Raw genomic sequence first — 17,110 nt, forward strand, 5'->3', positions numbered from 1 at the left:
GATCCAGCTTATTTTTTGAACGTTCTTATTTCAAATATAGTTTGGACGGATCTTCGAAGATTACGACTGGTTTCAGAACCGCTTCGTCAATGCCGCCATAGCGTTTGTCCATGGCAACGATTGTTTTCGTGTAACCGATTGGGAAGAGAGGAGCATCATCCGCAACGATTTCTTGAATCTTCTTGTACACTTCACCGCGTTTTGCAGTATCGCCTTCCGCAGCGCCTTGCTTCCACAAGCCGTCTACTTCCGCATTGGAGTAATGTGTCGTGTTATAGTCAGCACCTGTCGCGTACAAGATGCTGTATGCATCAGGGTCAGAACCCATAATGTAACCACCAACGAAGAATTCGAAATCGGCTGCCTTCGGATCGTAAGCCTTATCGCCGAAAGCCGATGCATCCATATTTTGCAGTTCTACATTAAGACCGACTTCTTTAAGCTTCTGTTGCACGTATAGGGAAACCGACTCTTGAACTTTGTTGCCGCTCGACACGATGAAACGCAGCTTCTGTCCTTCTTTAACGCCTGCTGCTTTCAACAGCTCTTTCGCTTTCGCTGTATCATTGTCAAATGAAGCAACGTCATTCGTTTGGTAAAGGGTATCCGGCGTCAGGATCGAATGAGCCTGCTCTGCATAATCAGCAGAGGAGTAAGCCGCTTGAATGAGTTCTTCACGGTTTAGCGCATAAGACAGAGCTTGACGAACTTCTTTCTTCTTCAGAATGCCGGTGTCGCTGTTTGCATTGAAGTTCAGGTAAGACAGACGACCTTCGCTATAAGGCTTAATTTCGAAATTGCCTGTAGCATCAATTGTCGCTACGTCTTGCGGATCCAAGTATTTCACGTTGATTTCGCCGCTTTGCAGCGCTAGGTTCGCTGCATTCGTATCCTTAGCAACACGGTACGTAATGGAATCCAGATGCGGTTTGCCGCCAAAATAGTTATCGAAACGATCAAGCGTCAGGTACTCGCCTGTTTTGTATTCTTTGAATTTGAATGCACCGGAACCGATTGGCGCTGCATTCTTCGTGCTTTTCTCAATATCCGCTTCGTTCTCGAAGACGTGCTTCGGAATCGGCGTGATTTGTACCAAGGTTGCTTCGAATGCCGGGCTAACGCTCGGAAGCTTGAAGTCAACAGTAGTATCATCCACTTTAACCGCTTCGATTGGCTTGCCGCCAATGATCAGGTTGCCGCGCAGGAAGCTGTTTTGTTTCTCTTCCAGAATCTTATTGAATGTGAAGACAACGTCATCGGCAGTCAGTTTCTCGCCATCGTGCCAAGTCAGGCCGCTCTTCAGCTTTAAGGTATAAGTTAGGTTATCGGCAGATGGCGTCAAGCTCTCTGCAAGATAGAATGTTTTCTTGCCGTTGTTGATTTGAAACAATGGTGCATATAGAGCTTGGTCAATTGTCAGGCTGACACGGTCGCTTGCATAGTTCGGGTTAAGGATTGTCGGATCAGCCGCTACAGCAATAATGAGGCTGCCGCCATCCTTCGGCTGCGATGCGTCGGTACCCGCATTGTCAGAGCTCTGTGTATTATTGGCCGGAGCGTTATTCGAAGCTGTGTTGTTCGAGTTCGAATTGCCACCGGAGCATGCACTGATTACCAGGGTAAGTAGGGCTAGAACGATAACGACGGGTAAACTTCTCTTGCTGCGCATTCTCTCATCCTCCAAGTATCTCTATGAAGAGTTTCAATTTGATATTCGTAATCATACATCGGAATACTCGGAATTACAATACCCATTCCAATAAGTATTCGTTAAATCTTAATTTTACCCATTATACTTCATTTATGAATCGCTGTGCGCGGGCAAATAAGGCAAAAAAGCGACCATTTACTGGCAAAATGCCGAGAATGATCGCTTTTTCTCAAAGACGTCTATACCTTCATAAAACAAACTAGCCGCGTGTAACGGATTGAATGTTGCCGGATGCCGCGCTCTCATATACCGCTTGGATACATTTGAAGTTAAACACCGCATCTTCGTTCAAGAGCGCAGCCGAATCATGACCCAGTACGCGTTCTACGAAGAAGTAAAGCGGCGCATCCATAAAGCTGTACGCATTGTCATTCGGAACTTGCGCTTCTTTCTCGGCTACAGAGCCTTGCTCGTCGAAGCGTTGAACGACTGCATCGCCGCCGAAATACGGCGACCATTTCACTGCGCCCAGCGTACCTTCAATCTCAACCAAGGAATAAGCTTCGCCATGCGTACAGGAAGAACGCTCATATTGCACGAGCACAGGACGGTCTTGGCCTTGTGCATGATAGCGCATTAGAGCGCCGGAGTTATGCTCCACATCGTAAACGACATCTTGCGGATCTGCGCCTGTTATAGGCTTTGCGATCCAGCCGCCAAGCACATCTACAGCCGATGGCTGAAGAATATCAGCAAGTACGGTGAAATCGTACGGACCCCAGTCCGTCAGAATGCCGCCGCCGCAAAGCTTGCTGTTCAAGAACCAACGGCTCTCCGGTTGGTACTCGACGCCTGCTCTTCCGCGTTGATCGCGGTGAATGAAGCTCACTTTGTAGATTTCGCCCAGGGCGCCGGAAGCTACAATCGCCTTCACTTGCTCTGTCTTCGGCAGACCGATAAAGCGGTCGCTGCAGTCGCCAAACAGCTTGCCTTGGTCCTTCGCCAGCTGCGAAAGCTCATCTGCTTCGGCAGCGTTCATCACAAGCGGCTTCTCGCAAAGTACGTGTCGGCCGGATTTCAGCGCATAGCTGGACAGCTCGAAATGCGTGAATGGCGGTGTGCATACAACAACGACATCATGCTCTTGTGCTTCTTCTGCCAGCATATCCTTCATATCGCTGAACGTAACCGCATGCGGAAACTGCTCAACAAAACTAGCCAATGCTTTCGGATTCGGATCCGCGACCTTCAGTTCGATGTCTGTCGGTGTTTCCCCGTAAAATTTATAAGCTGCTTCTGCGTGTGTGCGGGCGATGAAGCCTGCGCCAATCAGGTAAATTCTTGTTGTCATTCATGCTCACTCCTATACGTATAATGATAACCAGTCCCGAACTTCGTGCGCGGGCACGGAATACGTTATTATAACCCGAAAACGGTTACTCTATCAATCGTTATTCCGAAAAACCACGTCTCGCTTCCAACCCTGTCCAAATGTGCCACGGAAAGAGCCCCTTACTTCTTCAGCTCTTCCTTTACTTCCTCGACGATTTTGTCGCCGCCTTGCTCCTTCCAGTCCTTTACGAACTGGTCAAACGCATTTATCGGCTCATCGCCCAGTACGATCTTGTAGAAGGTTTCGGTCTCCATCGTCTGCAGGTTCGCCCAGCGAGTCTCCATCGTCTTCGTCATAGCCGAATACACCGGTTCGGTCACGTTCATCGGTAGTTTCAGTATGCCCGCTCCCATTAAATATGCTGCAGGCGGAGCCCAATCATCTGCATTCTTTCTCGGGTTCTTCCGATCGCGCAGCTCTTGCTCATAGACCAGCTGCATCTCGCCGTCCATCTCTTCCTTCTTCACCTTGCCGGCCAACGCATCCAGCAGCAGATCATGCTTACGCGTAGCCGCATCGGCATAGTCGATCGTCATCAGAAGCGGCCATAGGCCATGTCCAGAATCCAGCTTGATCGCCTGCTCATCAGGCGTACGCTCCGCCTGCACGCGCATGTTGGAGTACACAACCGCCGCCTCCGGATGCTCATAACCTTTTCGCACAACGAGAAAATTGTTACTTACCGGAACGCTCGCAATATTATATTGACCTTTCTCATCTTCAATCATGAATGGCTTCCAATCCGCTTCGGGATTCTTCTTCACGGCATCGACGAGTGCCCACGGCACCCACCAGGGGCCGAAGAAGGCTCCGCTCTTCCCGTTTAGGACCAGCTCGTCCGGATTCTTGCGAAGCGCAAACTCCTTATCAATCAAGCCTTCCGCATACATATCGTGAATCGCGTTAAGCGCTTGCTTCGTCCCGAACGTCGTAGATCCGTATACAACATCGCCATTCTCATCCTTGATCCAGATCATCGGATAGGCATGAAAGGCATTAAAGATGCCTTTGAAATCATGAATGCCGCCGCCCTCTGTTGCAAGCTGAAAGCTATTCCCCGTTAGTCCAATCGTGTCCGCTTGTCCATTGCCGTCCGGGTCCTTCTCGATGAATGCATGGAGTACCTGTTTCAGCTCATCGATTGTCCTCGGCGCCTTGAGATTCACTTTATCCAGCCAGTCTTTGCGAAGCCACAGAATGGACGGTGCATCCGCTTGAATCGCCACGCTTGGCAGCGCCATCAGCTTGCCGTCATAAGTGGCTTTCTCCAGCGCCTTGTCCTCTGTCGACTTATAGAAATCCTTCATTTGAGCCGAAGCGTATCGCTTGTAGACAGTCGTTAGATCCTCAAGCTGATTGGCTGCAGCCATGGCGCGAAAGGTCTTCTCATCCACAATCATCGCGTCCGGTATCTCGTCATTTGCGATCGCGAGCTGCATCTTCTGATCGAAATCCGTAGAAGAAGCGTCCCATAGCACCTTGGTCTTAATATTCGTTTTGTTAAATACATAATCCGTATATTCATTATCTTCAATCGTTTCCCCCGACTTCAACTTCAGACCGGGTCCAACGGATTTAATAACGCTCATTTCCACCGGCTCCGGGAGCTTGAAATAATCAACCTTCTCGGGATTGGCCTCATCGCTGCCGACATTCCCCGTCTTGTCCGCGTTGCCGCCTCCGCAGCCTGCCAATACTAAGGATGCAGCCATAACTAAAGAAACGGCTTTCATTAGCTTGTTCAATTCGCAATAGCCCCCTCTCCCGGTTGCTTGCCGTGCTGCTTCCATCATAGCATGAAAATTGAATGATATTAAATGCCTATGCCATGTAGTATATTACACGGCAAGTGAATTATAATTGTGGGGGAGATCACGCTTACATCAGGAGAAGGTGAATGGACTGAAACTGCGCAAACCTCGAATCGGCATCGTGAAGAAAATGATTATCGGCTATATCGTCATCATTCTGCTGCCCACCATCTGCATCGGGTTGCTGTACTATAAACAGATTCATAATAACGCGATGAAGGATTTTGCCAATAACCGCGAATACTTCATCCAGCAGTTCGGCTCCTCCCTGACGATGAACATGAATCAGATCGAGATGATTCATGATATTTTTCAAACGAATAAGGTGCTGAGCGGCCTGCTATCCGGCAAGTACAAACAGGAGTCTGAGCAGGTCGGGGTCTATCTGAAGGAGCTCGTTCCGTTATTTTCCTTCTATAAAAGCAATTCGTTCTACATCGATCAAATCCGGATCTATAAGACAGACCCGAAGGTGCGGAGCATGGGGACAAGCATCGTGGACAGCGATGGCAGCATCCCGTCGCGAGCCTCCGGCCTGAAGGTCGGGGAAGGCTATTGGCTGCAGGAAATGTCTACGCCGTCTGCGCTGCAAATGATCTATTACAAGAAACTGTACAATGAGAATTTCACCCAAGCGATTGGACTTATGGAGATCAGGTTGAAATACACGTTCCTCTCCAGCATGTTCCACTCCTCTGATGTGAAAGGTACGCCGCTGCACTATTACATGGCCGAAGACAGCAATCCGAGAAAAGGCATCACCCATACCGAAATTGTGGCATTATCGGCCAAGCTGCCGCTCGAAAGTTCCGACAAGATGCGGATCTACTCGTCCGTTCAGCAGTCCAAATCGCTGCAGTACCTGGATTCGGAGCTTGGCCTGCTGATGATGAACAGCTTCTATGTACCGCGGCTGTCCTCCACGATCTTGACCGTGACACCGACCAGCGAGCTCTTCCAGAAAACGAAAAATTCCGTACGATTCTACTTGCTGATGATTAGCGCCTTGCTGCTCATCCTCTCATTCGCCTATTTCTTTACCGTCTCAACTGTCGTGCAACGCATCGTCAAGCTCGGCAAGCATATGCGAGGTAACCTGCTGGCCAAATATAAAGAAGAACAAGACAGCGATGAGATCGCCTTCCTCGTCTCTTCCTACAATAAAATGATCGATCGCAATGACGAGCTGATGAGCAAAGTAGACATTTCGCAGCTTCGGCAGAAGGAAGCCGCTTATCTGGCGCTGCAGGCCCAGATTAACCCTCATTTTATCTACAACGGGCTTGAAGCGATTCGAATGGCCGCAGAGGAAAGCGACAGCCCTGACGTAGCCAAAATGATCTATGCGCTCGGACAATCGATCCGTTACAGCTTGTCCAAGAGCCAGTATGTCGTGCTGCGGGACGAGCTCTCGCATATTCGCAGCTACCTGCAAATTTATAAGGTTCGGATGGAAGAGCGGCTTCAATACGAAATTGATGTCGAGGATGAGAGCCTCCTTCGCATCGCCTGTCCGCGATTTATCATCCAACCGCTGGTGGAGAACGCCATCGTGCACGGCATATCCAAGAAGCGCGGCACAGGTACGCTGCGCATCCGCTTGTACAGCGAAGGCGCCTTAGCCTTGGTTCGCATTCAAGATGACGGGGCCGGTATCCCGCCGGAGCGGCTTGAGATGCTTCGTCAGAAGCTTGATGGCTTCGTGGGTACGCAGGAGCCTGAACAGGAGCAGGGCGGAATCGGCGTTATGAATGTCCATGAGCGAATGATCAGCCATTTTGGACCCGCTTATGGGCTTAGGATAGAGAGTGAGCCAGGAGTCGGAACGACGATTACATTATCCATGCCGAAGGAGGGAAATGCCGTTGAAGCTCCTCATCGTTGAAGATGAAGCGCCAATCTTGCGGGGATTGCTGCGCAAAATCAAACAATTCCATACCCCCTTCACGGACATTACAGGTGCCTCCGGCGCGGCGGAAGCACTGGAGACGCTGCGGCAGCATGGGGCTGATCTGGTCATGACCGACATCAACATGCCGGAGATGAACGGGCTGGAGCTCATCCAAACCGCTAAGAGCGAAGGGCTATGCAGCCGCTTCATTATTTTGTCCGGTTATGATGATTTCTCTTATGCGCGGGATGCGCTGCGGCTGCAGGTCATCGACTATCTGCTCAAGCCTATCGATGATGAACAGCTTGAAGAGCTGCTCACCCGGCTTGGCCAAGCCGCCCTCGCTGAACATGAGAAACATGAGGCCGAAGAGCAGGAGACCTTCACTGAGGTCGCTGAGCATGACTATGTGGAGAAGCCGGAAGCCAGCAAGCAAATGCTGGAGTATATTGAAGCGAACTACGTGAGAGATCTGTCTCTCAGTTCCGTTGCGGAGCATGTCGGCCTGCACCCTAACTATGTGAGCCATCTGTTCAAGAAAGAAACCGGCATGAATGTGCTCGCCTATATCCAGCAGCTCAGGGTCATCAAAGCGAAGGAGCTGCTCATCTCGCGGCCTTCTCTGCCGCTTAGCGAGGTGGCGATGCAGACCGGCTTCGAGAGTCAGCGGCATTTCTTCAAGGTGTTTAAGAAACATACGAACATGACGCCTCGCCAATTCGGCGAAGCCCAGCATCCGGCGAAGAAGGAAACGCATTAACGCCGAACCATCACTGTTGACAGACAATATTTAAAGCCGACCCCACAAGGGTCGGCTTTTTAGCTGCATGACCTATTCTTTTACCGCACCGACCATCATGCCGGATACGAAATACTTCTGCATGAACGGATAGACGAGCAGAATCGGAAGCGAAGCGATAAACACTTGCGACGCCTGGATCGTACGATTCGATACTTTGTTCATAAGCTGCGCTTGCGCCTTCGTAAGCAGTCTGCTGTTCGATTCCACAAGGATGGTCTGCAAGTAAGACTGCAGCGGGTAGTCCTTCTGGCTTTTCAAATAGATCAATCCGTCAAACCATGCATTCCAGTGTCCAACCGCCGAGAATACGATCAGCGTTGCAATAATCGGCATCGACAAAGCGAGGTACAGCGTACCGAGAATGCGGAAATGTCCTGCACCGTCCATGTACGCGGACTCTTCAATATCCTTCGGAATATTCCGGAAGAAGTTGGAGAGGAGCAGCACGTTAAATACCGAGATCGCGCCCGGAATGACGAGCGACCAAATCGTACCGTACAGATGGGTGTTCTTCACGATCATAAAGGTCGGAATAAGACCGCCCGAGAACAGCATCGTGACGACAAAGTACCAGGCAAAGAACGACTGATGCTTAAAATTCTGTTGGCTCTTGGAGAGTGGGTATGCCGCCAGTACCGTGAGGAACATGCTGATTGCCACGCCAAGAAAGACACGTTTCACAGAAACGAACATCGCCGTCCAAAATTCGGAGTTGCTTAGAATATATTCATACGACTTCAGCGAGAACTGTACCGGCCAGAACGTAACCTCGCCGGCCGTTACCGCGCTGCTCTTGCTGAAAGAAATCGCAAGTACGTGAAGCATAGGAATGAGACAGGCAAGTGAGAACAGAATGAACAGCAAGCCGTTCAAGTTCAAGAAAATACGTCTGCCTAACGAACGATCTACCATTTAATTTCCCCTCCAGACTTTAGAAAATGCGATGATCCGATATTTTGCGGGCCAGATAGTACGATGCAACAATGAGGATTAGGCTGACAACGGAACGGAACAAGCCGATCGCAGCACCTAACGAATATTGAGCCTGCTGAATCCCCATCCGATAGACCCATGTATCGATAACATCGCCTGTCGAGTAGACAGCCGAAGAGTAGAGCATAAGTACTTGTTCAAAGCCGGCATTAAGAATGTAGCCAAGACTTAGTGTCCCCATAAGAACAATGGTCGATTTCATGCCTGGAAGCGTAATATTCAGCGTTTGTCTCCAGCGGCTTGCGCCGTCCATAACAGACGCTTCGTAAAGCGTCGGATCGATTGTCGTAATTGCTGCAAGATATACAATCGTACCGAAGCCGGTTATTTGCCATGTCTCAGTAGCTACAAGAATATAAGGAAACCACGAAGCTTTCTCAAGGAAAATAATCGGGTCAAAGCCCATTTTGCCAAGCATCACATTAATTAAACCGTCACGAGAGAGCATATCCCGGAAGATGCCGCCGAGGATAACCCACGAAAGGAAGTAAGGAAAATAAACAATGGTTTGCACGGTACGCTTGAACACTTTTGATACAATTTCATTGAGAAGAATGGCAACCGCAATGGCTGCGAACGTTTCGACGATAATTTTCATCGTTGCGATAAAGAGCGTGTTGGCAACGACTTGCTTCACATCAGGAATTTGCATGAGACGTCTGAAATGATCCAAGCCTACCCATTTGGAGCCAAAGAAACCTTGCGTCGGCTCATATTTCTGGAAAGCCATGATAACCCCGAACATCGGGAGATAGGAATAGATAAATACGACAACGACTGGAAGAATTAGCATGAGATACAGCGCCAGCTGCTTCTTCGGAATTTTGAAAGCGTTCATAAGCTCGCCCCTTACGATGACTAAATTTAAGGCTAAGAATAGATGCAGAGAACGGATGCACGTGCCATCCGAACTCTGCAGGTTCTACTCCAATTCCTTATTTCTTCTCAAACCACTCTTGAACGCTTTCTTTGTTCTTCGCTTCAAACCATTTGTTCACGACCGGATTTACAGCGGAAGCATACATGGAATCGTATTGCTTCAAGAAATCGTCATACGCGCTGATGTCTGCACCTTTCACTACGTTCAGGAACATAACATCCCATGCTTTTTTGATGATTGGTGCATTGTCGAGCATTTCTTGTGTCGGCATAGCTGTGTACTCGTTCATCGCGAATCTTTTTTCCTTGATGTACTGATCTACAACAGCAAGGGAGCCTTTGTCTGTGTAGGACAGGTAGGACGGGAATCCGGCAGCATCATTCTTATCTGCATAGGATTTGGATTGATCATAGAACAGTTTATACGCTTCGGACAGCTTATCCGTCGAGCCTGTTTTGAATGCATCGCTAATGTCTAGGAATGCTTGATAGTTGAACGATGGGTTGTAGATTGGCATCGAGTACAGTTGGAAAATACCAGCGTTCGTTGTCGGATCTGTGTTGTATTTACCGAACTGCATCGTCTCCGGATTGTTGTTCAAATCATGGAATAGGTTCGCCATCGTTACAAGCGCCTCAGGGTGTTTAACGCCCTTCTTCGCTACATTGACACCAAGAACGGTTGCTGCTGTAACGGACGATTTGCCCGGTTTGTCGTCTACGGATGGAATGCCTACCGGCTCCCATTTCGCATTCGGGTTCTTCTCCAGCTCTAGGTTAAGCGGCCACCAAGCATCCCACAGTCCGCCGAAAGCGACGAACGATTGTGCATTCACGATTTGCTCGTTGTATTTCGCACTGTCAAGCGATGCGAAGTCTGGGTGGATGTAGCCTTTCTTGTAGTACTCTTGCAGTTTCAGAAGCGCAGCACGCGTGTTTTCACGTGTTTCTGAACCGAACATCCCGTGCTCGAGCTCGCCTTTGCTGTTCTTCACCCAAATGTCCGGATACGAATGGAACATATTGAAGAACGCGCCGCCGATACCCCAGTTAACGGAATCCATGCTGGCGTCTGCCAGTGGAATCGGGTATTTCTCTCCGCCTGTGCCGTCGTAGTCGTTCTTCTTGAACGTTTCAAGCACTTTGTCCAAATCAGCAACTGTCTTAGGCGCCTCTAGGCCGGCTTTCTTCAAGTTGTCTTCACGGATCCAGAGCATGTTGCCTTGATCGTGGTAAGTCATACCGTTAGGCAAACCGTAGATTTTGCCATTCTTCGTTACGCCTTCAAGCAATCCCAAGTAGTCGCCTGTCAAATACTGCTTGGTATATTTAGACGCATAGTCTTGAACGACTTTCGTAATATCCTCCAGTTGGCCGGTCGATGCAAGCTTCTCGAATTGTGGAGGCGTTACATAGAAGAAGTCAGGCAAGTCGCCGCTTGCAATCATCAGGTTCATCTTCTCTTCGGCTTGCTCGGCGGGTGAAGTCCAATTATATTTCAGCTTGATGCCAAGCTTCTCTTCCCAAGTCTTTGTATAAATGTTGTTTTCAATCGTGATATCTTTGGGCATATTTTGCAGAACGCCGTTGTTCGTATGAACCGTCGTTACTTCAATGGCCGGCGAATATTTGCCAGGATCTTTGGGCTCCGAGTTCGGATCCAGCAGTTTGGAGATGTCAGCGGTTTCATTTGAATCGGAAGAACCGCTATTATTGTTGTTGTTTCCACAAGCTGCGAGTGATAGCGATAACGATAGACACAATGTAAGAGAGGCAAGCTTAACTTTGTAATTCTTTTTCATCTTTAAAATCCCCCTGTTTACTTGAAGTAATGGTGCAAATCCGCTATTTCCAAACTTTACTTTAGGCCAATTGCTGAGTAACTCCGACTCATGAGCTTAGCGTTCGCACGACTTGCTTCTACACAGAATAGAAACGTTTCAAAGACCGGGAGTTTCTTCAACGCTTCGCTATTGAATGCGCTTCCCAATGAAGATCGCGTGCGTATCAGGTATCCGTCTACCTCCTTCATTTCTATATCCACACTATACATGAAGCGCTTTCAAGATGAATACGGATCATTTCTTATATGATAGTGACCAAAATTAAGATTGCTTGTTTAAGTGTCGTTTATACAGGGAAAATCAGCTGCGAAAATGGGATAATGAGGCGGAATTGCGAAACGTTTCACTAATTCCGATGGAGTCGCGGATGTTTGGCGATAAATCGCAAGTTGCTGCTGGCTCGATGTCGCAGAGATTCGACTTATTCGAGTATGAGAGTGCCTAGGAAGCTACTTTGGTGGTCGGTCGGCGGAATAGGTGAATGACTGGGGTAACTAGGGAACTGCTTATGCGGGAATTGGGCGGAATGTGCGCATGAAGCGTACCAGCAGTAGTCGTGGGAGCTACTCTTTGCTCGATTCTGCCGCGTTTCGGAGGATGTGTGGTCCTGGGAGCTTTTAGTTATTTGGAGGCGAAATGTTGCCGGAAAAGCAACATTCCTCAACAAAATGAACGCCCACTTCCGCAGAAAGCGGAAATAGACGTTCACTGGCGATCAAAAGCATACTAGCAGAAACAAGCTACTCCCACGGATACTTCGTCAGCAAGAAATCCGCGAATTTCTTGCTTTCTTCTCTGCGGTGCTTTCGCATTTCGGCGCGGCGCTCGGCGGTTTCGTGCAGCTTCTTCTCTTCCTCCGTCTCCGGTACAATCTCCGGAACGCCTGTCGGACGGTTGTTCTCATCCAGCGCTACGAAGGTGAGAAAAGCGGTCGCGGCGATTTTGCGGTCACCGCTTCTTAGGTCCTCGCGGATAACCTTCACGAAGACCTCCATTGAGCTCGTGCCCGTCCACGTGATGAACGATTCCAGCGAGACCGAGTCGGTTGGGCGTATCGGCTGCAAGAAATCTACGGAATCCGTTGAGGCCGTTACCGCCGTAGCTCGGCACAGCTTCGAGACGGAAATCGAAGCAATATCGTCGATATACGACATCAGCTTCCCGCCAAACAGCGTATTGTGATTGTTGACATCCGTCGGAAACACCCGTGACACTTTGAAGCACCGCGTTTCCCTGACTGTCTTGGTTTCCAAAACCGTTCACCCACCTCAAAGGTACATTTGTGTTATGGGTACGCAGATTTACGCATTTTGTTACGGATATGCATGTGCTTTCTCTTCGATTAGCTCCGATACGGTGACAAACTTAAACCCTCGCCGCGCAAGCTCCGGAAGGATAATCCGCAGCGCCTTCACTGTATGGATAGAACCGGGAATATAGTCATGGAGCAGAACAATATCCCCGTTCCTTGCATTCTTGAGCACCTTGCGCACAATATAATTCACGCCCGGACTGCGCCAATCGCTGGTATCCTGATGCCAGGACCAGAGCACTGTCGTGTAGCCGAGCTTGCGTGCAACTTGAATCGTCTGATCACTGTAGAAGCCGCCCGGAGGACGGAATAAATGCGGCTTCTTGCCGGTCAGCGCGACCAGCGAATCCTCCGTCTGCATAATCTCATTCTGAATCGTCGAGAGCGCGGTGCCCTTCGTCAGAAAAGCATGGCTATATGTATGATTGGCAACCTCATGACCTTCCGCGACTTCTCGCCTAATTAGTTCCGGAAATTCTTTGACACGGTAACCCAGTACGAAGAACGTCGCTTTGGCATTGTACAGCTTAAGCAGATCCAGTATGTCATTCGTCATTTCCGGATAGGGACCATCATCGAAGGTGAGCGCAATCTTCTTCTCATTGAGCGGCACCTCCCATATGATATCCCCCCGGCTCTCATAGAAATAACGGTCTTTCTTCGGCAGCTGAAACCCGCATAACAGGCAAAAGCACAGCAGAACTGCCGAGCAGCGCCATACCACAACCACATGCGTTCCTCCTGTTCATCCATTCAACACCTTATACTATGTGCACGCAAACTGGGATTTATCCTCAAAATAGCGACCGACCCATATATAAAAAGCCTCCATGTCCACCACACAATAGGGGACACGAAGGCATTTGCCATCAAAAGAATTATGAGGCCTGCTGCTGCGTACGCTTCTTCGAAGAGTCGAAGTTATTCATGTCGATGCCCGCCCAAATATTCGGCAGCTTCACATCCTCGGGATGATCGAATACGAGAAAAGCCGTTGGCAAGTAACGCGCGCCGTACTTACTTGAAGGTTTATTGACTACTTCGTCATCCTTCACCATGACCGTGGATGAACCGCCATCCAAATTCGCAGCCGTCACGGCACCCTTCTCAAGCAAAATCTTCTGCACATCATACAACGTTGCACCGACCGAATAGCCAGGCTGGCGCCCGTCGATTACGACGAATACGATCGTGCCGTCTTTCAGCTGCGCCATACAAGTACGAGGCGCGATTCCCCAGCCGTCGGCCTCGCTCTTAATAAGGCCTTTGCCGTTCACGATAAATTTGGGCTGGAAGGTTACCGCATCCGATACCCCCATGGCTAGCAGCTGTTTAGGCGAATAACGACCCGCCACCATCAAACCGTTGCGGTCAATACCGACCACATTTACTTTCGCATTCATACCGTTGCCTTTGTACAGCACTTTCCCGCCGGACATGACGATACCGGCCGGCTTGAAGCCATTACCATTCCAGTTCGGATCATCAAATGCGCCGCCGTTCACGCCGGCAATGGCACCTGTCCGCTTCACCATGCTCTCCACTCGTTCGCCTGAACCGACTATGCTGGTCGTGACGACACGGATCATTTTCGGATCATGCACATACATCAAATAGCCTTTGAACCCTTTACGCGAAATCGGCTCAATCGTCACCGTCCCCTTCGGGTGTGAGGCCAGATTGACATTATGATTATCTTTGACGTCTGCCATCGCATCGAACTGCTCGTTATACGCCGCTACACGGTTATCTAGCTCTGCTTGTCCGATCAAATATTTCGCCAAATAACGATGCTTGCTCGTAATCAGCGTATCCGCCATCATGTACCGAATATCGGAGCCGGATGGCGTCAGGTAGAACCATCCGCTGCCAGCCAGCACGGCCACAACCAGTAAGGCAGACAACCGCTTGACCGTTCGCTGCCAACGTTTCTTTGTGCGTTGCACAGGATGGGAAGTTCGCCTTCTGGGCGTCATCGATGTCGTTTCTAAGTTGTTGTCCATTATGCTGCACCCCTTTGTTGTATGGTCTGTATGTTTAGTCGCGGCTTCCACACCGTGACTTCTCGTTTTGCATCATCACATCCCATCACTATAGAAGCTAAATCTTAAGAAAAGCTTAAAATCGTCATAAGTTACCATGGCAATAAAAGTGAATCACGGAGGCACGGAGTTATTTTGGCGGAATTGCGCAAGCTATACGGGAATACGTAAAGGAGGTCATTTCACGTGCAGCAAACGCAATCCACTCAGCAGCAGGCAGGCATCATGCCGGTGCCGCCCAAAGTCATTACAACCAAAGACGCGTCTTATTTGAAAGACCAATTGTCCTGGCTTCTTCTGGCCATGAAGAAATGCAGCCATTTTGCCCGAGAATGCTCTGACCCTGAAATCGGCCAAGCCATTCATAAAGCAGGCAAGATGCATGAACGCCACTATACCCTTCTGCTCAAGCATCTGCAGAACAACAACACGCAGGAAATGAAGAACGTTCCCCAACATTAGAAAGGAGGTACACCGATCGTGAGCCCGAACAATCAGAATTCGATCCAAAATCCGAAACCGCCCTATGAGCCGCAGGTAAAAGGCCCCGAGTTAACGGATCGCGACCGCATCAACGATATCCTGGCGACGGAAAAGTATTTGGGTGACAGCTTCAGCATCGCAGCCAATGAAGCCAGTCATACCTCCCTCCATCAGGATATTATGACGGTGATGACTGAGACGCATCAATGCCAGCACGAGATCTTCGAGCTGATGTTCCGCAAGGGACATTACAAGCTGGAAGCCGAAGAGCAGACGAAACTCGACGAAGCTTACCAGCAGTTCAACGGCTATTCCAGTCAGTTCCCATACGGCGCCTCGAATACATTGCAATAAGCTCAGCCGGATGGTTTACCAATAACAGCGATCTTGTCTCGGGACTTGTTCCTTACCGAGGGAAGGTCGCTTTTTTCACATTGCATGCACGCCGCCTGAAACTTCTGGTCCGTTAGCTGCGTCAAATGGTTAACGTTTATCAAGAGGAGTGTGCTCAATGACTTCAATGACTAAGAAGAGCTACCGGCAATCACCTAGAAGAGCTTTGCTGGGTGTAATGCTCACGATATCGTTATTGACCCCAACTATGGCAGCTGCTGCTAACGGAAATGCCTCAGACAAGCTTCTCACCGCTATCACGCAGATGGACTCCGGGGCGCATAGCTCCTATGCGGTACAGTCGGACGGCAGCGTTTGGGCATGGGGCGGAGGCACCGCCTCGATCGGTAATGGAGCTACGACTCCCGCCTATACACCTATGCAATTACATTTGGATCATGTGACCAGAGTTTCCGGTGGATACCGGCATGCCTTGTTTCTGCAGGATGACGGCTCCGTTTGGTCAGTCGGGGGCAATGAGCATGGACAGCTTGGGAATGACAAACAGACTACGGCGATTACCACTTCCCCGATTAAAGTGAATGGATTGTCCGATATCATCATGGTTTCTGCCGGTGATAACCACAGCCTTGTGCTGCGACAAGATGGAACCGTCTGGGGGTTCGGCGGCAATGAGAAAGGGCAGCTAGGCAACGATTCGCGTCAAAATGCCTTAAAGCCGGTGCAAATAGAGAATCTGCCCTCCATCGTCTCCATCGCGGCCGGGATGTACACGTCTGCTGCGCTGGGCAATGGCGGCGAGATTTGGGTTTGGGGGCTGGAAGCTTACGGCGGCGGAAAGTCGGATGTCATTCGCAAGCCTTCCATGGTCAAGGGAGACGGCGAATATACCGCCATGGATATCGATCAATTCTATGGAACGGCGCTGCGCGCTGACGGTACGGTATGGATGTGGACCAATCAAGCGTGGTATCAGCCGGAGCGAACGATGTTGAAGCCATTTCAAGTACCGGGGCTGACAGATATCGTCTCCATTAGTATGGATGCTGCCGTTAAAGCCGACGGTACGGTATGGACCTGGACCGTAGACCATCACGGCATTCCTCATGCTGCACAAGTGCCCGGCATCACAGGCGCAGTTTCGATTTCTTCTTCCGGTCTTAACCATCTCGTTCGCTTACAAGATGGCCATGTCATGTCATGGGGAGCTAATCAATATGGGCAAACCGGGCTTGGCGCACTGGAAACGGAAATCAAGACACCGCAATTCGTGAGAAAGCCGATTGCCGTCTACCTCAATGACCAAGAAACCGAGCTGACCATGCCGCCGCTGCTGCTTCATAACTCGGCTTATGTGCCGATACGGGGAGTTTTTCAGCAAATGGGGGCGGAGGTTCGCTGGGATATCCCAACCCGATCCGTCATTGCGAAGAATGCCACTTCTACGATTGTGCTGAACTCCGTCACCGGCCGCACCACGCTTAACGGCAGCGTCGTGCCTTCGCAAGAGAAGCCGGTCTTCGTGAACGACAGCGTGTTCGTCCCGCTTCGCCTCCTATCGGAGACGCTCGGTGCCCATGTCACATGGGATGAACCAGCCAACGCGGTGAGAATTGAGCAAGCTGCTCAAGCTGCGAACTAAATAAGATCGCACG

At 49.9% G+C, this 17,110-nt stretch carries 14 protein-coding genes; 5 read left to right on the forward strand and 9 right to left on the reverse strand.

What is annotated here, in order from left to right:
* Positions 1-25 precede the first annotated feature (25 nt).
* The 3 genes from AC0YN4_RS23265 to AC0YN4_RS23275 form a co-directional block, all read right to left on the reverse strand.
* A complete protein-coding gene (locus AC0YN4_RS23265; protein ID WP_475836894.1) occupies positions 26-1,669 on the reverse strand; it encodes an ABC transporter substrate-binding protein in 1,644 nt (547 codons plus the stop codon).
* Between the two features lie 241 nt (positions 1,670-1,910).
* On the reverse strand, positions 1,911-3,002 hold the full coding sequence (locus AC0YN4_RS23270; RefSeq protein ID WP_475836895.1) for a Gfo/Idh/MocA family protein: 1,092 nt from the start codon (positions 3,000-3,002) through the stop codon (positions 1,911-1,913).
* Positions 3,003-3,163: 161 nt separating this feature from the next.
* Complete coding sequence (locus AC0YN4_RS23275; RefSeq protein WP_475836896.1) at positions 3,164-4,789, reverse strand: type 2 periplasmic-binding domain-containing protein; 1,626 nt, start codon at positions 4,787-4,789, stop codon at positions 3,164-3,166.
* 148 nt (positions 4,790-4,937) lie between these two features.
* On the opposite strand from AC0YN4_RS23275, the gene AC0YN4_RS23280 reads away from it, so the two are divergent.
* Together AC0YN4_RS23280 and AC0YN4_RS23285 are read left to right on the forward strand one after the other, a co-directional pair.
* The gene (locus AC0YN4_RS23280; protein WP_475782859.1) at positions 4,938-6,740 is read left to right on the forward strand and encodes a sensor histidine kinase; all 1,803 of its coding nucleotides are present in this window, start codon (positions 4,938-4,940) and stop codon (positions 6,738-6,740) included.
* The gene (locus AC0YN4_RS23285; RefSeq protein WP_475836897.1) at positions 6,721-7,506 is read left to right on the forward strand and encodes a response regulator transcription factor; all 786 of its coding nucleotides are present in this window, start codon (positions 6,721-6,723) and stop codon (positions 7,504-7,506) included. The genes AC0YN4_RS23280 and AC0YN4_RS23285 overlap by 20 nt, the downstream gene beginning before the upstream one ends.
* 72 nt (positions 7,507-7,578) lie before the next feature.
* On the opposite strand, the gene AC0YN4_RS23290 is transcribed toward AC0YN4_RS23285, so the two are convergent.
* The 6 genes from AC0YN4_RS23290 to AC0YN4_RS23315 all read right to left on the reverse strand — a co-directional run bounded on the left by AC0YN4_RS23290 (position 7,579) and on the right by AC0YN4_RS23315 (position 14,579).
* Positions 7,579-8,460, reverse strand: coding sequence for a carbohydrate ABC transporter permease (locus tag AC0YN4_RS23290; protein ID WP_475782861.1), 882 nt, complete (start codon positions 8,458-8,460; stop codon positions 7,579-7,581).
* A gap of 19 nt (positions 8,461-8,479) precedes the next feature.
* Positions 8,480-9,379, reverse strand: coding sequence for an ABC transporter permease (locus AC0YN4_RS23295; RefSeq protein ID WP_090982813.1), 900 nt, complete (start codon positions 9,377-9,379; stop codon positions 8,480-8,482).
* Between the two features lie 97 nt (positions 9,380-9,476).
* Positions 9,477-11,222, reverse strand: coding sequence for a type 2 periplasmic-binding domain-containing protein (locus AC0YN4_RS23300; protein WP_475836898.1), 1,746 nt, complete (start codon positions 11,220-11,222; stop codon positions 9,477-9,479).
* 782 nt (positions 11,223-12,004) lie between these two features.
* Positions 12,005-12,517, reverse strand: coding sequence for an acyl-CoA thioesterase (locus tag AC0YN4_RS23305; protein WP_475782863.1), 513 nt, complete (start codon positions 12,515-12,517; stop codon positions 12,005-12,007).
* A gap of 60 nt (positions 12,518-12,577) precedes the next feature.
* Positions 12,578-13,306, reverse strand: a complete 729-nt coding sequence (locus tag AC0YN4_RS23310) for a polysaccharide deacetylase family protein (protein WP_475782864.1) — start codon at positions 13,304-13,306, stop codon at positions 12,578-12,580.
* 148 nt (positions 13,307-13,454) lie between these two features.
* Complete coding sequence (locus AC0YN4_RS23315) at positions 13,455-14,579, reverse strand: phosphodiester glycosidase family protein (protein ID WP_475836899.1); 1,125 nt, start codon at positions 14,577-14,579, stop codon at positions 13,455-13,457.
* Positions 14,580-14,804: 225 nt separating this feature from the next.
* On the opposite strand from AC0YN4_RS23315, the gene AC0YN4_RS23320 reads away from it, so the two are divergent.
* The 3 genes from AC0YN4_RS23320 to AC0YN4_RS23330 all read left to right on the forward strand — a co-directional run bounded on the left by AC0YN4_RS23320 (position 14,805) and on the right by AC0YN4_RS23330 (position 17,097).
* Positions 14,805-15,080: a hypothetical protein gene (locus AC0YN4_RS23320; RefSeq protein ID WP_475782866.1), complete on the forward strand. Its 276-nt coding sequence runs from the start codon at positions 14,805-14,807 to the stop codon at positions 15,078-15,080.
* 18 nt (positions 15,081-15,098) lie between these two features.
* Entirely contained in the window at positions 15,099-15,455 is a 357-nt protein-coding gene (locus AC0YN4_RS23325) for a spore coat protein (protein WP_475836900.1), read from the forward strand.
* 157 nt (positions 15,456-15,612) lie between these two features.
* Positions 15,613-17,097, forward strand: coding sequence for an RCC1 domain-containing protein (locus AC0YN4_RS23330; RefSeq protein WP_475836901.1), 1,485 nt, complete (start codon positions 15,613-15,615; stop codon positions 17,095-17,097).
* The last annotated feature ends 13 nt before the right edge of the window (positions 17,098-17,110 follow it).

The sequence above is a fragment of the Paenibacillus sp. J22R3 genome, assembly GCF_056269305.1.

What these genes read in the sequence shown, in the direction of transcription:
- AC0YN4_RS23315 (WP_475836899.1), bottom strand. Translation starts at nt 14,579, where the DNA reads ATGGACAACAACTTAGAAACGACATCGATGACGCCCAGAAGGCGAACT.
- AC0YN4_RS23330 (WP_475836901.1), top strand. Translation starts at nt 15,613, where the DNA reads ATGACTTCAATGACTAAGAAGAGCTACCGGCAATCACCTAGAAGAGCT.
- AC0YN4_RS23290 (WP_475782861.1), bottom strand. Translation starts at nt 8,460, where the DNA reads ATGGTAGATCGTTCGTTAGGCAGACGTATTTTCTTGAACTTGAACGGC.
- AC0YN4_RS23270 (WP_475836895.1), bottom strand. Translation starts at nt 3,002, where the DNA reads ATGACAACAAGAATTTACCTGATTGGCGCAGGCTTCATCGCCCGCACA.
- AC0YN4_RS23295 (WP_090982813.1), bottom strand. Translation starts at nt 9,379, where the DNA reads ATGAACGCTTTCAAAATTCCGAAGAAGCAGCTGGCGCTGTATCTCATG.
- AC0YN4_RS23300 (WP_475836898.1), bottom strand. Translation starts at nt 11,222, where the DNA reads ATGAAAAAGAATTACAAAGTTAAGCTTGCCTCTCTTACATTGTGTCTA.
- AC0YN4_RS23265 (WP_475836894.1), bottom strand. Translation starts at nt 1,669, where the DNA reads ATGCGCAGCAAGAGAAGTTTACCCGTCGTTATCGTTCTAGCCCTACTT.